Below are 21313 nucleotides of genomic sequence, written 5' to 3' on the forward strand. Positions count from 1 at the left end.
TGCTTGATGACAAAACTATGACTATTTCACTTAAATGAATTTCTTTTGTCACATTGATTCCAAGCCAAAAGAAAAAATTGTGATGAATACAATCGTTTAGCTTTATTCGCTCCTATACTCTACAAGTAAACTCATCTCTAAGAGAGGCTTTCATGCAATTAGATCGAATTGAAATCTTAGGGTTTCGAGGTATCAAGCGCCTATCACTCAGCTTTGATGAAATCACAACATTACTGGGCGAAAATACCTGGGGAAAATCCTCACTTCTGGATGCCCTTTGCCTCGTTTTACCCATCAATGGCCAGCTACATCAGTTCGAAATTGAAGATTTTCATGTTGATTATGCACTTTCTCAACCACAAACTGATCAAATTCAGATCATAACTCGGTGGAAAACTACCATAAGAAATGAACATCGAAACCCTCGATATCGAAAAATAAAACCTATTTGGCTTGATGATACTGACAGTAACAATAGCCCAATAAAAACATTGATCTACCAAGTAACAGCATTTCGAATTGACCATAAAATTCAAACTCAATATGGTTTTCTTAATAATAAAGCTGAAACCATTGCGCTGCATGACAGCAAAAAATTAGCCATTGAACTATCACGAATCCATCCTGTCATCCGTCTTCGTGATGCTCGCCGCCTAATCTTCACAGATGATCGCCAACCACTCAAAACCACCGATAATAAAGTAGAAAAAAGGATAAATAACACCTATCGACGCTTATTAGCCATGCCCGGCCATGTCAATAAAGCGGAGATGAAAAGTACATTAAATGCGATGCAACATTTAATTGAACATTACTTTTCTTTTCAAGAATTACCCAAATCGAATATAAAACAACCAAGAGAAAACCTATTCTCCGGCCAAGTCCACTCATCAGAGGATCAAGCTAGCCTTGTTAGTCTTCTTAATAGAAATAAAAATCAACAGAGTAAATTACTATTAATGGGTTTATTAAATGCTTACCTTCAAGCAAAAGGATCGTCATTTATTAGTACCAATGCTCGCCCTATCTTAATTTTAGAAGACCCAGAAGGACGTCTACACCCAACCAATCTACTCAAATCTTGGGAGTTACTGCAACTGATCCCAATGCAGAAAATTCTAACAACCAATAGCGGTATTTTACTCAGTGCCGTCCCTCTTTCTTCCATACGACGATTAGTACGTCAATCAGATAAAACCAGCGCTTTTCTGATTAAAGAGAACCTCTTGAGCAAAGATGACTTACGACGAATCAGTTTTCATATTCGTTTTCATCGCCCTAACGCGCTGTTTGCCCGCTGCTGGCTATTGGTAGAAGGAGAAACCGAAGTTTGGTTATTCAACGAATTATCAAAGATTTATGGTTATAATTTGGCCTCGGAAGGAGTTCAACTTATAGAGTTTGCTCAATCGGGCTTAAAATCTTTAATCAAAGTAGCGAAGGCATTACACATCGATTGGCATGTTGTGGTTGATGGCGATCCTGCCGGTAAAAAGTATGCGATGACCACCCGTACTCAGCTAGAGCAAGACTTGGAGAAGCATCGGCTCACCGAATTACCCGATCGTGATATCGAACATTTTCTATACAACAATGGCTTTGAAGACTTTTTTCGAAGCATGGTTCATATTACGCCAAATCACCCTATCCCAGACAAAAAAATTGTCCAGAGAGCCGTGAAGAAACACGCTAAACCTGATCTTGCGTTAGGTATTGTCGAATACTGTGAAGAACACGGTGCTGAAAAAATTCCACTACTCTTAAGATGGATTTTAAAACGGGTATTAACCATGGCAAATGGAAACACTTAGCCGTATTTATTCTGTTCATTCATTTATTCAACAGCCATCACCATGAACAATGTTTGTTTCCCACGTGATCAACCGTTACTATCATTTCAGTTTCATTTAAATATGAATGACTGCATTGAAGCTTATTTCATACTTCGTCACGCTTATATCATCTAAGAGTTATAAAATAACGCGGATAAGATAATGATATCTTCGAGAACATTCGAATTTCAATCACCCTAATTAAAGTAACCTGAGGTTAACTATGTATAAACTGATCGCAATTGACATGGATGGCACATTACTCAATTCAGACCACCGTATTACTGAAGAAAACAAGCAAGCCATCGCCGCGGCTCGTGCAAAAGGCATACATATTGTTTTAGCTTCTGGTCGACCTTTAGATGGAATGCTAACCGCCTTACAAGAATTGGATATGGACTCTGATGAAGATTTCGTGATCAGCTACAACGGCTCCATGGTACAAAAAGTAGCAAGCAAAACGGCCATTCGCCAAGAAATTTTAACTGGTTCAGATGCAAAATTAATCGCGGAATGGGCAAAAAAGCTCAATGTTAGCGTTCATGCTTTTTCCATCAAAGAAGGGTTAATTACCCCTAAAAATAATAAATACACAGCCCATGAGTGCAACATCAATGGTATTACGCTTACTGAGATGTCTTTTGAGGATCTAGAGGATAATGACGCAATCTTAAAAGCCATGATGGTAGAAGAAGAAGCCGAATTAAGCCAAGCTATAAACGATCTACCGACTGATTTGTACAACCAATTCACGATTGTTCGTAGCGCCCCTTTTTTCCTAGAGTTTATGCATAAAACAAGCGACAAGGGTGCTGGCGTTCAAGCGCTTGCTGAACATTTAGGCATTAATGCTTCGGAAGTGATTACGATGGGCGATGCAGGTAATGATCACCACATGTTAAAATACGCAGGTCTTGGTATTGCCATGGGTAACGCTACGGAAGAAACCAAAGCAATTGCAGACTATATTACCGATACCAATAACAATAGCGGTGTAGCACGGGCCATTGAAAAGTTTGTCTTAAGTTAACCAGAGATTAAAGTCGCCTTTCTTTTGACTATTATTTCAAAATAAAAGCTTGACCTTGGAGTATACTCATAGGTCTATCCTTGCTTTAATCATGAAGCAAGGAGTTTTTCAATGCGAGTATATAACGCTGTTTCTCAACCTCAAGAACCGAATGTCACTAGTGAATCCACACAAGTTACTGGTCATACGGATCAAGGTTCATGCTGTAACCAATCAAGTTGTCATGGTGATAATCCGGACAATATTATCTCTTCAGATAATCACGCTTCCTCTTCATCCACTAACTCGAAGAAACTTAATTGGAAAGTATCAGGCATGGATTGCCCTGCATGCGCACGAAAAATTGAAAATATTGTCAATCAACTCGATGACGTTGAATCCGGAAAAGTACTTTTTGCAACGGAAAAACTTCAGGTCACTTTGGCACCACATGCTAAAGCCGATAAAATCGAATCGATGATAGAAGCTTCCTGCTTGCAACAAGGTTTTACACTACAAAGTCTAAACTCATTGACTAAAAATCGTCATCTTGCAGCAAATGAAACACCGAATACATGGCAACAAAAAATAAAAGACAATGGGCAAATTATTACGATTGCCATTGCGATGCTAGTGTCCACTTTATCTCAATACTGGTCACCAAGTTTAAGCCAAGATTTGTTCGCACTCACCTGTGTATTAGGCCTAATACCGATTATAAAAAAAGCTTACCGACAAACCAAAACCGGCAGCCCTTTTGCAATTGAAACCCTAATGAGTGTTGCCGCACTAGGTGCATTGTATTTAGGTGAAACTGCTGAAGCAGCCATGGTTCTATTGTTATTTTTAATCGGTGAAAGGCTTGAATCGTTTGCGGCTTCAAAAGCGCGTAGTGGCGTTCAAGCTTTAATGGCATTAGTACCTGAAACTGCAATGAAGATCGTTGATGGTAAAAGTGTTGAAGTGGCAGCAAGTGAGCTGCAACTTAACGATATTATTGAAGTTGCACCGGGCTCTCGTATGCCAGCTGATGGCATTTTATTAGAACAAGCAGCAAGCTTTGATGAAAGTGCGTTGACCGGAGAATCCATTCCAGTAGAGCATCCGCAAGGTGCGAATGTTATGGCTGGAGCCATTGTTGTCGATAAAGTGGTTCGCTTTAAAATCACATCGAAGCAAGGCGAAAATGCAATTGACCGCATCTTACATTTAATTGAAGAAGCCGAATCACGTAAAGCCCCGATTGAACGTTTTCTAGATAGATTTAGCCGCTGGTACACACCACTGATGATGGTCGTTGCACTGATGGTTATCGTACTGCCACCCTTATTATTCGGTGAAAGTTGGGATACATGGATCTACCGAGGTCTTGCTTTATTGCTGATTGCTTGCCCATGTGCTTTGGTTATTTCGACACCCGCCGCCATTACTTCTGGCTTATCTGCCGCCGCTAAATATGGTGCTCTAATTAAAGGTGGTGCGACCCTTGAACAACTCGGTAGGATTGAAACCATTGCTTTTGATAAAACAGGAACACTAACAAAAGGTAAACCAGAGGTTACGGATATCATCGCCTTTGACAACTGGACAGAACAAACACTGCTTGAATACAGCAGTGCAATAGAACAAGGGTCAACTCACCCATTAGCTAAAGCGATTGTGATCAAAGCACAACAAATCGGCAATAAAAGTATAACTGAGAGACAAGCTTCTAATAAACAAGCACTAGCGGGTGTCGGCGTTTCAGGAATAATTGAAGGTAGTCACTATCAAATTAGTGCACCGAATTCGGTAGAAAACATATTATCCAAGGAACACTCCCAACAAATCTTCGCTCTAGAAGACCAAGGTAAAACCGTCGTTGTTGTATTAAAAGAGCAACAAACTATTGGCTTCATTGCCATGCAAGATACTTTACGAGAAAGCAGCGCTCAAGCCATTCAAGATCTCCAAAGCATGGGTATACAAACCATTATGTTAACGGGTGATAACCCACGTAGCGCAGCCGCTATTAGCCAAAGTATTGGGATAGACTATAAAGCAAGCTTGTTGCCAAAAGACAAAGTTAATTACGTTGAGCAACTATCACAACATTCATTTGTGGCGATGGTTGGAGATGGGATCAACGATGCGCCCGCGATGAAAGCGGCCAATGTCAGTATTGCAATGGGAGGAGGCACCGATGTCGCATTAGAAACCGCTGACTCCGCTTTAACTCATAATCGACTTACTGAGTTACCGAACATGATTAACTTATCACGAGCAACGATGTTGAATATTCGCCAGAATGTCACATTAGCACTTGGATTAAAAGGCATATTTCTTGTCACTAGCTTATTTGGGATTACAGGGCTTTGGGTGGCAGTTTTAGCCGACAGTGGCGCAACCGCATTAGTGACACTCAATGCATTACGCTTATTAAACTTCAAATCAAAAATTGAAAAATAACTGTTTAGCCGAAAGTATTAAAGTTGCAATACCTCGGCAAACAAACCGTTAACGAGTAACAACTTTAAATAAGATAGATATAAATCAATAAGCGAAAAGATTGTAACGAATTTCAGTTGAAAGATATTACACCAACCGTATGATGAGCAGATAACAATACTGAAGTGGCTACATTTAACCGCTTCAGTATCAAATCATAACATTCGATGGAATTAACCAATGAGAATTGTTGCGGTAACCGCTTGTCCTACTGGAATTGCCCACACTTACATGGCAGCAGAAGCTTTAATTAAATGCGCGGTAAAGTTAAGTGTGAGTATCCATGTAGAAACACAAGGCGCGATGGGTATAGAAAATAAACTCAGCTATAAAGACATCAGTCAATCTGATATTGCATTAATCGCCTCAGACATCACCATTGAACAAATGGAACGTTTTGAACAAAGTAAAACGTTAACAGTGACGATCGAAGAAGTGTTAACTAACCCTGAAGCTGTGCTCAAAAGCTGCTTGAAGCATGCAAACTAAACGAATAACCTTCTTTCTTGGCGCAGAAGGTCTGCCTAGCTGGTTAATTAAATTCATTCATAATCAACTTATGGCGTTTAATGGTAGTGCAACACTGCTTAAAATTCAGACTTTGCAACAAGTCAACGTGCGAGATTATTTAAATGCGATGACCCTCGCCTTTCAACCTTTTGATCTATGCCAGATTATCTTATGTGGTTCTAAAGCAGACATTTTTGAATCAATGGTAAAACGAACATTGGTAGAAGATTGTTTTCTCATCGAGAAAAACACTAAAACGACACCTCAGCATTTAAATTTCGATAATTTTTATTTCCAATTTTTTAATATCACTAATGAACTTGCTGCTTTTAATCGACTTTTACATAGTGTCAGCCTTAACGAGCAAACAAAAAATATCGAAATAGAAAAAGCCTTCGTTTTACAATGGGTAGCTAAACATGCTAATCACATGCAACAAAAAAACCTTAGAGAACAACTAATACAGCGAGAATCCATATCTTCAACTGGGATGCAAGACGGCATAGCTTTCCCTCACATCCTCAGTGATCGCGTCAAAAAGCCGCAATTGATCTGCATAACAACCGATAAACCAATCCAATGGCATTCCACCATGGGATCTGTCACTCATATTATCGGCTTGGTTTTGCCGAAACCATGTCAGACAGAAGCGTTATCTGGTGTGAGAAATCTTGCTACGAAATTAGTCAATGAAGATTTTCGTCTCTTCATTACACAACACCACACAAGCGCAGAGTTACAGGTCATTTTAAGCTGCCTTATGGGTAAAATCTAACCATCACTCTCTTTCTTTTAATGCTCTGAATTCGCTAGGTGTTCGTCCTACCTTATTTTTAAACACTCGAAAGAAATAGTTCACATCGTTATAGCCACAACGCATCGCGACTTCACTTAACCGAAATGAATAACGCGTTAGCATAAATTTCGCCCGCTCCAATCTAACCCAAGTTATGTAGTCAGCTAAACGCATATGTCCTTGCTGTCGAAATAAACGAGACAAATGATTTGGACTAATATTAAATCGGTATGCAATGCTGTCTCGCGTAATGCTTCGATGAAAATTTTCTTGAATATAAATACAAATACCTTGGTACAAATCTTCACTATGACTTTGAGATGAACAATCTGGTGAAAGCAACATTCCATGACAGTAGGTCATTAAAGCCATGAGTAAATGCCCCCCTGTAGGATGCAAGTTTTTTTCTTTAGAAAGCGTATTGAGTGCATTTAAAATATGATCAATAGCGTGACCTGTTCGAGTTTGTATACTGTGCTTTTGTACGTCAAAAAAGCTCACCTCAGCCTTTCTCTTTTCAACCAAACTGAACCCTAATTGGCGCTTTCCAAATAGCAAGCTCAAAACACAGCAATCGGCCTCCCAATCCGGTTTATTCCAACTATTTGGGGGAATATATAGGATATCCCCTGGAAGAACCTTCACTTGCGTTATACCAAACTCAGGATCTTCAATCTGATTCATGTATTCACCGGTAATTACAAACTCCATTCGAGGGAAATTCACCTGGTAACTAAATGGTGGCGGTGTTGATTGGTCACTAGCAAACCAAACTCGTTTAAAGTGATCCCGTTCTGAAAGTACACCTTCTAATACATTGATAAAAACTTGACTCATAGCTGAGTATCACGCCTATTAAAGTTGGAATTAACTACAATTTTTATAGCCAATTTTAGGTGACTTCTATTCTAATCTTATGTGGGTTAATAATTATAGCGTGACTACTTCTTGCTGGGTGATCAAGATCACAAAGAAACCATTAGGTTACAATAATCCAGTAAATGTCTTTTATATGCACTATTTTTAAAGGTTCAAATCACCAACAATTCACAACGTCAAAATATCAACAATAATATTCTAATAATAGGTACGATTATGATTACGCAGCTGATTAATAAAAACCTGATCCGCTTGAATCTAAAAGCCACGACAAAAGACGAAGTCTTTAATGAGATGGTTGATGTATTAGAGGCTCAAGGAAAACTAAGTGATCGTGGGCAATTTTTAAAAGACATATATGCTCGTGAAGACATTGGCAATACCGGTTTTGAAGACGGTATCGCTATTCCTCATGCCAAAAGTGCCGCAGTGGCAGAGCCTGCAGTTGCTATTGGTATTAGTCGTACCGGTATTGAATATGGCGCCGAAGATGGTGAAAATTCTAAACTATTCTTCATGATTGCTTCTCCCGACGGAGGCGCGGATCATCATATTGAAGTATTAGCCGAACTGTCTTCCAAATTGATTGAAGACGGTTTCATTGAGGCCTTTTTTAAAGCAGAAACCCCAGAAGATGCACTCGCTTTATTGCTTGAGAAAAAAGAAGCGCACGAGACTATTGCTGCAGACAAAGGATTCATTATCGGTGTCACTGGCTGCCCTGCAGGTATCGCTCATACTTATCTAGCAGCAGAAGGTTTAGAAAAAGCCGCAGCCGAAATGGGTTACAAAATTAAAGTCGAAACAAATGGTTCTATCGGTGTCAAAAATGCCCCGACTCAAGAAGAAATTGATCGAGCCGTGGCTATCGTAGTGAGCTGTGACAAACAAGTTGATATGACTCGCTTTAATGGAAAAAAGCTTATTCAAACAAGCGTAAAAGCTCCCATCAGTAATGGTAAGGGCGTGATTCAACAAGCGCTTGATGCCCCACTTTATAAAGCAGATGTCTCTGCTAATAGCAAAAATGATAAGTCAGGAGCCAATTCTGGCCGTTCTAATCTGTACCGCTACTTAATGAATGGTGTATCTCACATGATCCCGTTTGTGGTAACTGGTGGTTTGATGATCGCCCTTTCATTAGCGATCGGTGGTGAACCTACGGCTAATGGTATGCAGATCCCTGAAGGCAGTTTATGGAATCAAGTACTGAATGTTGGTGTCGTCGCCTTCACCTTAATGATTCCAATTCTGGCCGGTTATATTGCCTTTGCTATTGGGGATCGCGCTGCACTCGCGCCTGGTTTTATCGGTGGCTGGATTGCAAACAATGGATCTTTCTATGGTGCAGAAGCTGGAACAGGATTTATTGGCGCCATTATCGCAGGCTTACTTGTGGGTTATTTTGTCCGCTTTATTGCGATGCGAGACTACCACAAAATGATCGCCCCTCTTGTACCAATTATGATTGCACCAATCTTAGGTACCGTATTTATTGCGTCACTTTTCATTTTTGTCATCGGCGCACCTATTGCAGATTTAATGCAATGGTTAAACGCGGTTTTGACAGAAATGAGTACTGGTAATGTGGTATTACTCGGCATTGTATTAGGGGGTATGGCAGGGTTTGATATGGGCGGTCCATTTAACAAGGTGGCGTTCCTATTTTCAGTCGGCATGATCGCTAATGGACAAACTCAATTTATGGGCGCAATGGCCGTCGCCATTCCAATCGCACCGTTAGGCATGGCACTTGCAACCATTATTGGTCGTAAACTTGATATTTTTGAAGATAGTGAAATTGAAGCAGGTAAAGCCGCAGGGGCAATGGGTCTGGTTGGTATTTCAGAAGGTGCCATTCCATTTGCAGCGCAAGATCCACTGTCTGTGATTCCGGCAAACGTAATTGGCTCTATGGTTGGTGCCGTAATGGCATTTTCTTTTGGCATTACCAATAGCGTTGCTCACGGGGGACCAGTTGTGGCGCTCCTTGGTGCAATGAATAAACCTGTCATGGCCATCATTTGTATGGCTGTCGGCGCCATTGTTACTGCCATCGTTTGTGTCGCCTTAAAGAAAATGCGTAAAGCGAAAGCAGTACAAATCGCTTCAGCTTAGTTTGAGTAAAATCAAAGAACCTGTAATCACTCATTATCGGTTCTTTGATATTTATCCACATTCACGATCAGAGTATAATTTCAGCCAGAATCGAATTTCTGTAAATATTGCATTAAATAAGGTCTTTCATGAAACAACTTCCTCCTTTTACACTCATGCAAAATGTTATCCAAGATTACGCATGGGGCAGCGTGACCTCAATTTCGCAACTTTTTGACATCCCCAATCCTGAAACAAAGCCTCAAGCTGAAATATGGATGGGCGCTCATCCGAATGGGTGCTCACAAGTGACACTAGAGGGTCAAACGCTTCGATTGGATAACATCATTAATCAAGATAAGCGCTCTATTTTAGGAGAAAGAACCGAAGCTCGCTTCAATGAATTGCCTTACTTATTTAAAGTATTAGCGGCTGAAAAAGCACTTTCTATACAAGTTCACCCGAGTAAAGAAGCTGCTGAAATAGGCTTTGAAAAAGAAAATCAAGCTGGTATCGATTTAAAAGCGGCTCACCGTAACTACAAAGATCCGAACCACAAACCAGAACTGGTCTATGCTTTAACATCTTATCAAGCGATGAATGGTTTTCGTGGTTTCCAAGATATTATCCGTTATTTTGAAGCAGTGAATGCCCCTGCACTCACTCATTACCTTGATCATTTAAAAGCTAACCAAAATGAAGCGGGATTAAGCCGTTTTTTTGAAGCTGTTTTGTCCATTAAAGGCGAAGCAAAGACATCCTCTTTATCGGCGCTAATGTCGCATGCTCATAAAAGTAAAGGTCATGAGCTGGCTGACTTGTTAATTGAATTAGAAAAACAATACCCTGGTGATGTTGGCCTATTTGCACCATTAATGCTTCACTATATTACCTTGCAACCCGGTGAGGCCATGTTCCTTAATGCTTGTACTCCCCATGCTTACATTAAAGGTACTGGCTTGGAAATCATGGCGAACTCTGACAATGTACTTCGCGCAGGTTTAACACCAAAATACATGGATATCCCAGAGCTGATTTCTAACACCGTTTGCCAGCCAAAACCAAGTGATGAAATTCTTCTTGCACCAATTGAAGAAAATAATGCCAAGCATTATCCTATTCCAGTCGAAGATTTTAAATTCAGCGTATATAAAAATAACGCCAACATAACATGTAAAAGCGCTGAAATTATCTTCGCCATTGATGCCGATACAACACTATGTCATACAAGCGGTCAGACATTAGTCTTATCCAAAGGCCAATCTGCATTCATTCCTTATAATACACATCAGTATCGAGTGACGAGTTCTGGAAGCTACGCTCGCGCTTATAACTGATCATTTGTGATTCTTATCACCATTTAACTTGAAAAACGTGCCAATCGGAGTTACCTTGGCGCGTTTTTCATCATTTTGTATTACACGAAATGATACTTTGCTTCTCGAATAGATTTTTATAAAGGGTTATACATTGATTTCTACAGCTAATATCACAATGCAATTTGGTGCTAAACCATTATTTGAAAACATTTCAGTAAAATTTGGTGACGGTAACCGCTATGGCCTTATCGGTGCTAACGGTTGTGGTAAATCAACGTTTATGAAAATCTTAAGTGGTGAGCTAGAACCAAGTGCAGGTAATGTAAGCGTCGATCCCAATGAACGTGTCGCCAAGCTAAACCAAGACCAGTTTGCTTACGAAGAATTTACCGTTCTTGATACCGTTATTATGGGTCATAAGGAACTTTGGGAAATAAAACAAGAGCGTGACCGCATTTACTCCCTTGCTGAAATGAGTGAAGAAGACGGCATGAAAGTGGCGGATCTTGAAACTGAATTCGCTGAAATGGATGGTTACACAGCTGAATCTCGCGCAGGGGAATTATTACTTTCTGTGGGCATCCCAACTGAGCAACACTGGGGTCCAATGAGCGAAATCGCTCCAGGTTGGAAGCTTCGTGTTCTTTTGGCTCAGGTTTTATTTGCAGACCCGCATATCATGCTTCTTGATGAGCCAACCAACAACTTGGACATGGACACCATTCATTGGTTGGAAGATACGCTAAACCAACGTAACTGCACAATGATCATTATTTCGCATGACCGTCATTTCTTAAACTCAGTATGTACTCACATGGCCGACATCGATTATGGTGAACTACGTGTTTACCCTGGTAACTATGACGACTTCATGTTTGCTGCAACGCAAGCGCGTGAGCGTTTGTTAAATGATAACGCAAAGAAAAAAGCACAAATTGCAGAACTGCAAACGTTCGTATCTCGCTTCTCTGCTAACGCATCGAAAGCCAAACAAGCGACTTCTCGTGCTAAACAAATTGATAAAATTCAACTTGATGAAGTGAAAGCGTCTAGCCGTCAAAACCCATTCATTCGTTTTGAACAGTCAAAAGAGCTTTTCCGTAATGCTTTAATCGTTGAAGAATTAAGCCAAGGCTTTGATAACGACCTTTATACTAACTTCAATGCTATTTTTGAAGTCGGTGAGCGTGTTGCTATCATTGGTGAAAATGGTGTAGGTAAAACTACCCTACTCAATACTTTGGCGGGTAAACTGGAACCTAAAACAGGTTCATTTAAATGGTCAGAAAACTCGAACATCGGTTACTACGCTCAAGACCATGCTTATGAATTCTCAAAAGACATGCTTGTGTTTGATTGGATGGATCAATGGCGTCAAGAAGGCGAAGATGAACAAGTCGTCCGTAGCTTCTTAGGCCGTATGTTATTTGGCCAAGATGATATCAAAAAACGTGTTAAAGTCCTTTCTGGCGGTGAACAAGGCCGTATGTTACTTGGCAAATTAATGATGCATAAGCCAAACATGTTGTTAATGGATGAACCCACTAACCACATGGATATGGAATCAATTGAATCATTAAACCTAGCGCTTGAAAACTACAAAGGTACACTGTTCTTCGTTTCTCACGATCGCCAATTTGTGTCTTCTCTCGCAACTCGTATACTTGAAATTCGCGATGGTAAAATTCATGATTTCCGTGGTACTTATGAAGAATTACTTAAAGATCGCGCGGCTAAATCAGCTTAATCATTAATTGCTTATTAAAATAGCTGCAATTGAGTTTTAAGGCTCTAAAGTAACCGCTTTAGAGCCTTTTTATTGATCATGTATAGCCGTTTTACGCTATTTTCTATATAGACTCCCACTCCCTCTTTTTTAGGCTTTAATCATGACCTTTTCTGAACTTAATCTTCATAATGATATTCTTCGTGCTTTACCCGCATCAATCACGACACCAACCCTAATTCAACAACATGCTATTCCTGCTATTTTTCATCACGCCGATGTTCTTGCTCTTGCTCAAACTGGTAGCGGAAAAACATTTGCCTATGGTTTACCACTTTTACAAATGATCGAAACCAAGCAACCACAAATCCAGTGCGTCATTGTCGTACCAACCCGAGAACTAGCCAGACAAATTCACCAAGATTTATCACCCATCGCCGCTGAATTAAAGATAAAATCAGCCAACTTGTTTGGAGGCATTGATTTAACGGTTCAAACATCACAATTGGAGAATTTACCACACATGGTCATTGCAACACCGGGTCGCTTACTGGCATTACTCAATGCCAAAACACTCGACCTGTCAGCCGTAAAACATCTGGTATTTGATGAAGTGGATCGGCTACTAGATATGGGCTTTTGGACTGACATCCAAAGTATTATTAAAGACATCCCCCCCCAACGACAAATCCTGTGCTTCTCCGCCACGCTCACTAATGAGGTGGAGAAAGAAGTAGAAAGCATTCTAGAGTCCCCTGTTCGCCTTAATGCCCATGATAAAAACAGTGTGGTTGATGCAATTGAAGAACATCTTTACCTCGTTAATAAAGGCAGTAAAACAAAAGCATTATTATCACTTTTAGGGCAACAAGCAGATAAGCAGTCATTAATATTTAGTAATACCAAAGACACTGCCAATACACTTGCAAAAAAATTATTAAAAGCAGGTCTTTCTGTTTCGGTATTGCATGGAAACAAAGAACAGGCAGAACGTGATCAAGCGCTTGACGATTTCAAACATAAAAAAATTAAGACTCTTATTGCAACGGATGTGCTTGCACGCGGTATCCACATTGATCATCTACCCATAGTGATAAATTTTGAACTACCCGAAAACCCTGCTGTTTATGTACACCGTATTGGTCGCACCGCTCGTGCAGAGCAAACAGGCATCAGCATTACTTTAGTTTCTCATATAGAGCAAGAAGCCCTCAGTGCAATCCGCGAACTGACTAAGAGAAGCATGCCTTTAACCGAACTTGATGGTTTTCCTGTAACAGACAAGCCAAGCACAGGTGAAACTAAGCGACAACCACGAGACAAACAAGCGAATCGTAGAAGCGCAAAAAAGCGCAGCATCAAAGACTTTCAATCGAAAGTAAAATGCCCCTCTTCGTCGCCTAGCCAAAAGAAGTCATAACATTGGACTTTCTCAACCTAAAATCTTAGCTATGAGGATACTTTATCCTCATATACCCTTCGATCTTGAAGCTGCAATTTTTTGACTGCGTTCATTCATCCCGTTCACATAGCCTATAGCCACAGGGATTCATTCGCTTGTCGCCTCACTGCAACTTCAATTACTCGGGCATAGTCATATTTCAACGCGGTAAAAACCGCACCAACAAGAGGCCAGAAGCACTAAAACGGTGCAATCAATCCACTTTACTCGTCATCTTCTCACCCAATCACCACACTGATATCTTCATCACCTTATAAAAATAACCCATGCCAATACACTTAATTAATTGGCCTGATTTTTGCTTTACAACTAAATCATTATTGAATACTGCTCTATAAAAGGGCAAAAAAGTTATAAAGCACATTTTTTGTGCAATAAGATTGAAAATAATAATTCTGCTTAGGAGAAAATACATGGACGAGTCAATGAGCCAAGTGAATGGCGCAGTACAAGCCCTCACCCACAGTTCTGACACCCTATTTTTATTGCTCGGTGCCATTATGGTGTTTTTAATGCATGCTGGATTTGCATTTTTAGAAGTTGGCACGGTTCGTCATAAAAATCAAGTCAACGCATTAGTAAAAATATTGGCAGACTTTGGCGTATCGACCATTGCTTACTTCTTTTTTGGCTATTGGGTTGCTTATGGTCATACCTTCTTTGTTGATGCTCAAACATTATCGGCTGGCAATGGTTATGAACTCGTAAAATTCTTTTTCTTATTAACATTTGCCGCGGCTATTCCTGCCATCGTATCTGGTGGTATCGCAGAACGTGCACGTTTCTACCCTATTTTAATCGCAACCTTCTTCATCGTTGGGTTAGTTTATCCATTTTTCGAAGGTATTATTTGGAATGGTAACTTTGGACTACAAAACTGGTTTGATATTACCTTTGGTGCACCATTCCACGATTTTGCAGGCTCAGTTGTCGTTCATGCTGTAGGTGGATGGATTGCACTGATCGCGGTTATTTTCCTAGGGATGCGTAACGGACGAGTACGTGCAGGTAAACACACTAACTTCGCGCCTTCAAATATCCCTTTTCTTGCTTTGGGAGCATGGATCCTTTCTGTAGGCTGGTTTGGCTTCAATGTTATGTCGGCACAAACTATAAGTGGAATCAGTGGCTTAGTTGCAATGAATTCATTAATGGCAATGGCGGGAGGAATCATTGCGGCAATGATAGTAGGAAAGAATGACCCGGGCTTCATTCACAATGGTCCACTAGCTGGTTTAGTTGCAATATGTGCAGGCTCTGATTTAATGCACCCACTTGGAGCTTTAATCACAGGAATTATAGCTGCTTCAATATTTGTTTGGTTATTTACCTTCATGCAAAATCGTACAAAGATTGATGATGTATTAGGCGTTTGGCCTTTGCACGGGGTTTGTGGTGCTTGGGGTGGTATTGCTGCCGGTATTTTTGGACAACAAGTGTTAGGTGGCATGGGTGGGATCAGTTTAACTGTTCAAGTTATTGGAACATTAATTGGAATTCTTGTTGCGGTTGTAGGCTCAGCCAGCGTTTATGGTCTCATCCATAAAATGACAGGATTGCGATTAACCCAAGAAGAAGAATACAATGGAGCGGATTTATCAATTCATAAAATCAGCTCAACAAATGAAGATTAATACATTTTAAAAGAGCCGTAGATGGAGTTTACGGCTTCTCTTTCTATTCTTGCTGTTGCTTCGACTCATAAACTTTATGCATTTCAGGCAACCAACATGCTCCTCTCACACCACTTGAATCACCAAACTTCGCTTTCATAATTTTCGTGTTACACACATCAGAAAACACATATTGGTTAAGAAGCTTAGGAATATCTTCGTATAACTCATCAATATTAGAAAGACCGCCACCTAAAACAATAGCATGAGGGTCTAAAATATTAATAATAGAGGCGAGACTACGAGCGCACATATCCACAAAATGATTGTAATGTTCAACAGCAGACTCTTCGCCCATTCTTTTTTTCTTGATGATATGAATAGCCTGTAACTCATCACTATTTTTTAAACGACTACCGTATCGTTGGTGGTAACGTTTAGTAAATCCCGTACCTGAAATATAACGTTCAATACAATTATCTTTTCCACAATAACAAGGCTGTGGAGGCCCATCACTCTCAACGCTATATTGAGGCAACGTATTGTGTCCCCATTCACCGGCTATCGCATTAGGCCCAGATAAAAGCTGTCCATTGACCGTAATACCACCACCACAGCCTGTGCCCATGATCACACCAAACACTGTGGGATGGTTTGCACCTGCACCATCCATCGCTTCAGATAATGTAAAACAATCAGCATCATTTGCGATATAAATAGGTTGATGTACTGCAAAGCTCAAATCTGCTTTTAAATCTTTGCCATTTAATATGAGGCAATTACAATTTTTAATTTTGCCCGTTTCAGGGCTAATAGCGCCCGGCAAACCAATACCAATGCTTAGGGATTGTGTCACTTCAACCTTAACAGTTTTAATCAAAGTAACGATGGCATTTAAAAAAACCTCATAGCTTTCTGTTGGAGTGAATATTCGTTTTTGATAGACGATATCATTATGTGCATTCATAGCCACCGCTTCAATTTTTGTTCCACCAATATCTAGACCCAAGCGAATCATTCATCATTTTCCTTATTATTAGTTTGGTTTTAACACTCTTAAATCCTCAATAAATAGTGACGCACGTCACAATATTGAATTTTTGTATTTATAATGGAAACTTATTGTCAAAGTGAATAAATCAACAATTATTGCAATAAATATTCATATAATACGGGGCAATTCACATATAGAAACAAAGTGATTAATTAATAAGTATCTGATTATAAATAATTAATCCCTAAAAAATTGATACAAAAATATAGAAACCAAGAAAATATCACAACACAATAATTAGCATATTAAGGGAAGTGTTGGACATAGTTTTCTTACAAAAGTTTCACACATGGCGATTGATAAACTACGCTTACATCAGTATTGTTTAGTTAGCTCTCTGATAACTTTATAGTTTTCAGTAAAATAGCTGACATTACCATGACCCAATTGACATAATTCACACAAATTGGATCGTTTATGGACAAATTAATTTAATTGGTGCTGATATGAAAAATAAACAGGTTTCTTTACTTGCTTCGATAATTTCCCTTTCTTTACTACTTTCTAGTCAAGCAAATGCTGCTGCTGAAAATGCAGGCGAATTTTACTTAGGTGCGAAAACGGGTTGGGCTAATTTTGATTTCTGCGAAACTGGCGATTGTGATGATGATGCCTGGGGCGGTAGTGTTTATGGCGGTTATCAATTCAATTCATGGATATCTTTAGAAGGCGGTTATAACTACCTTGGTAACTCTAAGTCTTATGTAGGGAATCAAGTAACAGATAGAACCAAAGTCGACAACGGCGAATTAGGTTTAAAACTTGATTGGAACCTAGGAAGTGCATGGAACTTATTCGGTAAAATTGGTGGTACATACAATGACGTTCATAGCCAACGCTATAACGGTTCAAATACTGTAAAATCAGATAACACTTCATTGATGGCTGGTGCCGGTCTTGAATATCAATTAAGTCATAACTGGCGTGTTCGTACTGAGTACCAATGGTTTGATGACGTAGGTGAAAAAGGTACTGGCCAAAGTGATATTAACTATGTATCAGTTGGTTTATCTTACTACTTCGGCGAAGACAAAAATGCCGCAGCGGCTGCCGCTGTTGTTGCAGCACCAATTGTGGCTGCAGAACCTGAGCCAGTTGTAGAGCCAGAACCAGCGCCACTACCTCTACCAGCCGCCACGCTGTCAACAGGTGCATTTGAACACGATTCTACAGCTCTAACTGGCAGCGCAAAAGAATCTTTAACTCCAGTTGCAACCTACCTTGAGCAAAACCCTGAAGTTAACGTTGATGTGATCGGTTACACTGATTCAACAGGTGCTGCTGCATATAACCAAAAACTGTCTGAAAAACGCGCGAAAGCAGCCGCAGATTACTTAGAGTCTGAAGGTGTTGAAAACTCTCGTATTAATGTTGAAGGTCGTGGAGAAGAAAATCCAATCGCTGACAACAAAACGGCTGAAGGTCGCGAGAAAAACCGTCGTATTGAAGTTTTCTACAGCAAATAATCAACAGCACAAGCCAAATTCTTGGTTAACTGAACATTGATTAAGCAATATAGTTTAATATGGAAGAAGCCACTATTGAGTGGCTTCTTTTTTATACTTTGTTGTCCCGTTTTAGGGTTTAATATTAGAAAGTGTTATGGAGTGAATTTACAGTGGATATTTTTACGAAATTCCTCCTTTCGTCAGATGAAGAGGATCCAATAAGCGCTCTAACTCTTCCAGTGGTAAGTCTGTTTCTTCAAACGCCACATCAATGATAGCACGACCTTCTTGATACGCTTTTTTAGCAACCTTTGCTGCTTTTTCATAACCAATGAGCGGATTAAGCGCGGTGACTAAAATAGGATTTTTTGCTAACGCTACCTGCAAAGTTTCTTCTCGTACGGTAAAACCTACAATCGCCTTCTCTGCGAGCGCTTTCGAACTCGTAGTAAGAAGTATAATACTTTGTAATAAGTTGTGCGCGACTACTGGCAACATAACATTTAACTGAAAGTTTCCCGACTGCCCTGCTACTGTAATAGTGGTATCATTCCCCATCACTTGCGCAGCGGCCATCGCTACCGCTTCAGGTATCACTGGATTCACTTTCCCTGGCATAATCGACGAACCTGGTTGCAAAGCGACAAGTTCAATTTCACCAATTCCCGCTAATGGGCCAGAATTCATCCATCTCAAGTCATTAGCTATTTTCATTAATGCAACAGAATACGTTTTAAGCTCACCCGATAAAGCGACACTGGAATCCTGATTACTCAAATTATAAAAATAGTTTTCGCTCGGCTTTAAACCTTGCCCCGTCAAAACACTCAATGCTTTACAAAACTCACAGGGAAAATCCTTATGCGCATTAATTCCTGTACCAACTGCCGTACCACCTTGTGCCAATTGTTCAAAATCAATCAATACACTTTCAATTCTGAGCATTGCTTTATCTATTTGTGTTTTCCATCCCATCAACTCTTGCTTCATGGTAATGGGCATGGCATCCATTAAATGAGTGCGGCCTGTTTTGACAATATGTGATAATTCATTTGCTTTACCTGCCAAAGCAACACTCAGGCTTCCCATTTCAGGTAACAACCGATGCCGAACCGCCAATAAAGCACTCAGTTGGATTGCCGTTGGAATAACATCATTACTGCTTTGCCCCATATTCACATGATCATTAGGACTTACTTTTACGCTCCCTTTATTAGTTTTTAACTTTTTATTGGATAACGAAGCAATAACTTCATTAACATTCATATTAGTACTCGTCCCTGATCCAGTTTGAAAAACATCAATTGGAAATTGATCGGCATACTGGCCATCAAGTAATTCAATGCAGCTCTTTTCAATCGCGTTAAATAACACTTGATCCAATAAACCCAATTGAAAATTGGCTTTAGCCGCAGCCAATTTAATCAGCACTATGGCATGAATAAACTCTTGTGGCATTTCAATACCACTAATTGAGAAGTTATCAATAGCACGTTGAGTTTGAGCTTGATAAAGAGCATTTTGAGGGACCTTGACCTCACCCATGCTATCTTTTTCAATTCGGAAGGTAGTCGATGTTGAAGAATGAGAAGAAGCCATCATATCGTTCCTTTTAATGTCGGAATAGGATGGCTTCAGTGTCGAACGTAATGAGGATATATGCAAGTTATCGCTCTAATTGGCTTCTATTATCAAAAACCAAAATATATCATTTATCTTTGCTTCTCAAATTGCTGTACACCCTCAGGGATCGTTACCCAAGATTGCTTTTCACTGGTCCAAACATGTGTCGTAGGTACCACCATTTTTGTATCACTAAGGCTACTAATCGCTTTAAATTTAATCACTGTAGGTTCTGCTGGATTTAATTGATAAATTCGATTACCACAGCCTGAACAAAATTTTCCAATATTGGTATTTCCACTATCGGCAATTCTGGAGGTTTCGTGTAATTCTCCCTCAATATCAATATCAATATCAATATCATCTTGCTGGACAATAGCCGTAATACTAAAAGCACTGGTAGATAATTTCTGACATTCCTTACAATGACACGCAATCACCATTTTAGGTGCAGCTTTTAAAGAAAACTTAATTTTTCCACACTGGCATTCACCGAACACTGGGTAGTTCATTTCAATCATTGTTCGTCCTTTTTATGAGTTAGATTCAATTGGAAGGTTGGAATTTGCTCCCCATTCCGCCCAAGAACCATCATACACCGCCAAATTAGGAAAACCGGAAATATAAGCAGCTAGAAGCACAATGCACGCCGTCAAACCAGACCCACATGAAAAAATTTGTTTTTTATCATAATCGAGTTGGTGATCTGCAAAAATAACTTTTAACTCTTCAACGCTTTTGTAACGATGTCCATCTAGTATTAACCCAAACGGTAAATTTATTGAAGTAGGAATATGCCCCGCTCGCATGCCTTCGCGTGGCTCTTTCACGACACCCATAAATCGCTCATTCGAACGCACATCAATAATTTGCTTATCAGAATCATCAATGGCATTTAAGACAGCTTCTGCACAATAAACCATTTCTTGATGGAAGGTCGCTTTGAAATTACCTAATGCTTTTTGTTCAGGCGCCAATAACTTATCAACTAATGGGTAACCCAAAGCTTGCCAACGTGATATTCCCCCATCAAGCACATACACTTGTTCAAATCCCATTGATTTAAATATCCACCATGCGCGAGGCGCTGAATATAAGCCTCTTGCATCATACAGGACCACGGTACTTTCCGTATGGATACCAAGTTGTTTTACTTCTTGTGTGAATTTATCAGCACTTGGGATGGTATTAGGTAGAGGGTTCTCAAGATCAACAAATACATTTTCAATATCAAACGCTTGTGAGTTTGGAAGGTAAGCTCTAGGAGATTCAAGTTGCTCTCCCACAACAGCATGAGTGGTCGTTGCATCCAGCAAAATCAGATTTTCATCCGAAAAGTGATCGAACAACCAAGTGGGAGAAATCATTGGATAAGTAGAGTTCATGACATTTATCCTCTCTTGTTGTAAGTTAGGTAATGCCCATAAACCTTATCAATAAATCATCATAACGAAATGA

The 21313-nt window shown here is 39.9% G+C and carries 16 protein-coding genes; 11 read left to right on the forward strand and 5 right to left on the reverse strand.

The window, feature by feature from the left end; genetic code table 11:
• Window positions 1-152 precede the first annotated feature (152 nt).
• From VCASEI_RS16330 to VCASEI_RS16350, 5 genes are all read left to right on the forward strand, one after another.
• Complete coding sequence (locus VCASEI_RS16330) at window positions 153-1811, forward strand: DUF2813 domain-containing protein (RefSeq protein ID WP_089110825.1); 1659 nt, start codon at window positions 153-155, stop codon at window positions 1809-1811.
• Between the two features lie 244 nt (window positions 1812-2055).
• The gene (gene yidA, locus VCASEI_RS16335; protein ID WP_086958684.1) at window positions 2056-2862 is read left to right on the forward strand and encodes a sugar-phosphatase; all 807 of its coding nucleotides are present in this window, start codon (window positions 2056-2058) and stop codon (window positions 2860-2862) included.
• Between the two features lie 111 nt (window positions 2863-2973).
• Entirely contained in the window at window positions 2974-5289 is a 2316-nt protein-coding gene (locus tag VCASEI_RS16340) for a zinc/cadmium/mercury/lead-transporting ATPase (RefSeq protein WP_086958686.1), read from the forward strand.
• A 219-nt stretch (window positions 5290-5508) separates the two neighbouring features.
• A complete protein-coding gene (locus tag VCASEI_RS16345) occupies window positions 5509-5817 on the forward strand; it encodes a PTS fructose transporter subunit IIB (protein ID WP_086958688.1) in 309 nt (102 codons plus the stop codon).
• A complete protein-coding gene (locus tag VCASEI_RS16350) occupies window positions 5807-6613 on the forward strand; it encodes a PTS sugar transporter subunit IIA (protein WP_086958689.1) in 807 nt (268 codons plus the stop codon). Before VCASEI_RS16345 ends, VCASEI_RS16350 begins: the two co-directional genes overlap by 11 nt.
• Window positions 6614-6616: 3 nt before the next feature.
• Here VCASEI_RS16350 and VCASEI_RS16355 read toward each other — a convergent pair whose 3' ends face one another.
• Window positions 6617-7471, reverse strand: coding sequence for a helix-turn-helix transcriptional regulator (locus VCASEI_RS16355; protein ID WP_086958691.1), 855 nt, complete (start codon window positions 7469-7471; stop codon window positions 6617-6619).
• 258 nt (window positions 7472-7729) lie between these two features.
• Here VCASEI_RS16355 and VCASEI_RS16360 point away from each other — a divergent pair, with 258 nt between their 5' ends.
• From VCASEI_RS16360 to VCASEI_RS16385, 5 genes are all read left to right on the forward strand, one after another.
• Entirely contained in the window at window positions 7730-9631 is a 1902-nt protein-coding gene (locus VCASEI_RS16360; protein WP_086958693.1) for a PTS fructose transporter subunit IIABC, read from the forward strand.
• A gap of 128 nt (window positions 9632-9759) precedes the next feature.
• The gene (manA, locus tag VCASEI_RS16365) at window positions 9760-10947 is read left to right on the forward strand and encodes a mannose-6-phosphate isomerase, class I (protein WP_086958695.1); all 1188 of its coding nucleotides are present in this window, start codon (window positions 9760-9762) and stop codon (window positions 10945-10947) included.
• Window positions 10948-11080: 133 nt separating this feature from the next.
• Window positions 11081-12676, forward strand: a complete 1596-nt coding sequence (locus VCASEI_RS16370) for an ABC-F family ATPase (protein WP_086958696.1) — start codon at window positions 11081-11083, stop codon at window positions 12674-12676.
• Window positions 12677-12818: 142 nt separating this feature from the next.
• Complete coding sequence (locus tag VCASEI_RS16375; RefSeq protein ID WP_086958698.1) at window positions 12819-14075, forward strand: DEAD/DEAH box helicase; 1257 nt, start codon at window positions 12819-12821, stop codon at window positions 14073-14075.
• 455 nt (window positions 14076-14530) lie between these two features.
• Window positions 14531-15751 (forward strand): ammonium transporter, encoded by a 1221-nt coding sequence (locus VCASEI_RS16385; RefSeq protein WP_086958704.1) that lies wholly within the window; start codon window positions 14531-14533, stop codon window positions 15749-15751.
• Between the two features lie 43 nt (window positions 15752-15794).
• Here the strand turns inward: VCASEI_RS16385 and VCASEI_RS16390 are convergent, their stop codons facing one another.
• Window positions 15795-16745 (reverse strand): ROK family protein, encoded by a 951-nt coding sequence (locus VCASEI_RS16390; RefSeq protein WP_197709612.1) that lies wholly within the window; start codon window positions 16743-16745, stop codon window positions 15795-15797.
• A 485-nt stretch (window positions 16746-17230) separates the two neighbouring features.
• On the opposite strand from VCASEI_RS16390, the gene VCASEI_RS16395 reads away from it, so the two are divergent.
• The gene (locus VCASEI_RS16395) at window positions 17231-18250 is read left to right on the forward strand and encodes an OmpA family protein (protein ID WP_086958708.1); all 1020 of its coding nucleotides are present in this window, start codon (window positions 17231-17233) and stop codon (window positions 18248-18250) included.
• Between the two features lie 162 nt (window positions 18251-18412).
• Here the strand turns inward: VCASEI_RS16395 and VCASEI_RS16400 are convergent, their stop codons facing one another.
• The 3 genes from VCASEI_RS16400 to VCASEI_RS16410 form a co-directional block, all read right to left on the reverse strand.
• Entirely contained in the window at window positions 18413-19831 is a 1419-nt protein-coding gene (locus tag VCASEI_RS16400; protein ID WP_086958710.1) for a class II fumarate hydratase, read from the reverse strand.
• A 113-nt stretch (window positions 19832-19944) separates the two neighbouring features.
• On the reverse strand, window positions 19945-20367 hold the full coding sequence (locus tag VCASEI_RS16405; protein ID WP_197709613.1) for a GFA family protein: 423 nt from the start codon (window positions 20365-20367) through the stop codon (window positions 19945-19947).
• A 21-nt stretch (window positions 20368-20388) separates the two neighbouring features.
• On the reverse strand, window positions 20389-21240 hold the full coding sequence (locus tag VCASEI_RS16410; protein ID WP_086958715.1) for a sulfurtransferase: 852 nt from the start codon (window positions 21238-21240) through the stop codon (window positions 20389-20391).
• Window positions 21241-21313 lie beyond the last annotated feature (73 nt).

It is taken from the genome of Vibrio casei (assembly GCF_002218025.2).
In the GTDB taxonomy this organism is placed as follows: Bacteria; Pseudomonadota; Gammaproteobacteria; order Enterobacterales; family Vibrionaceae; genus Vibrio; species Vibrio casei.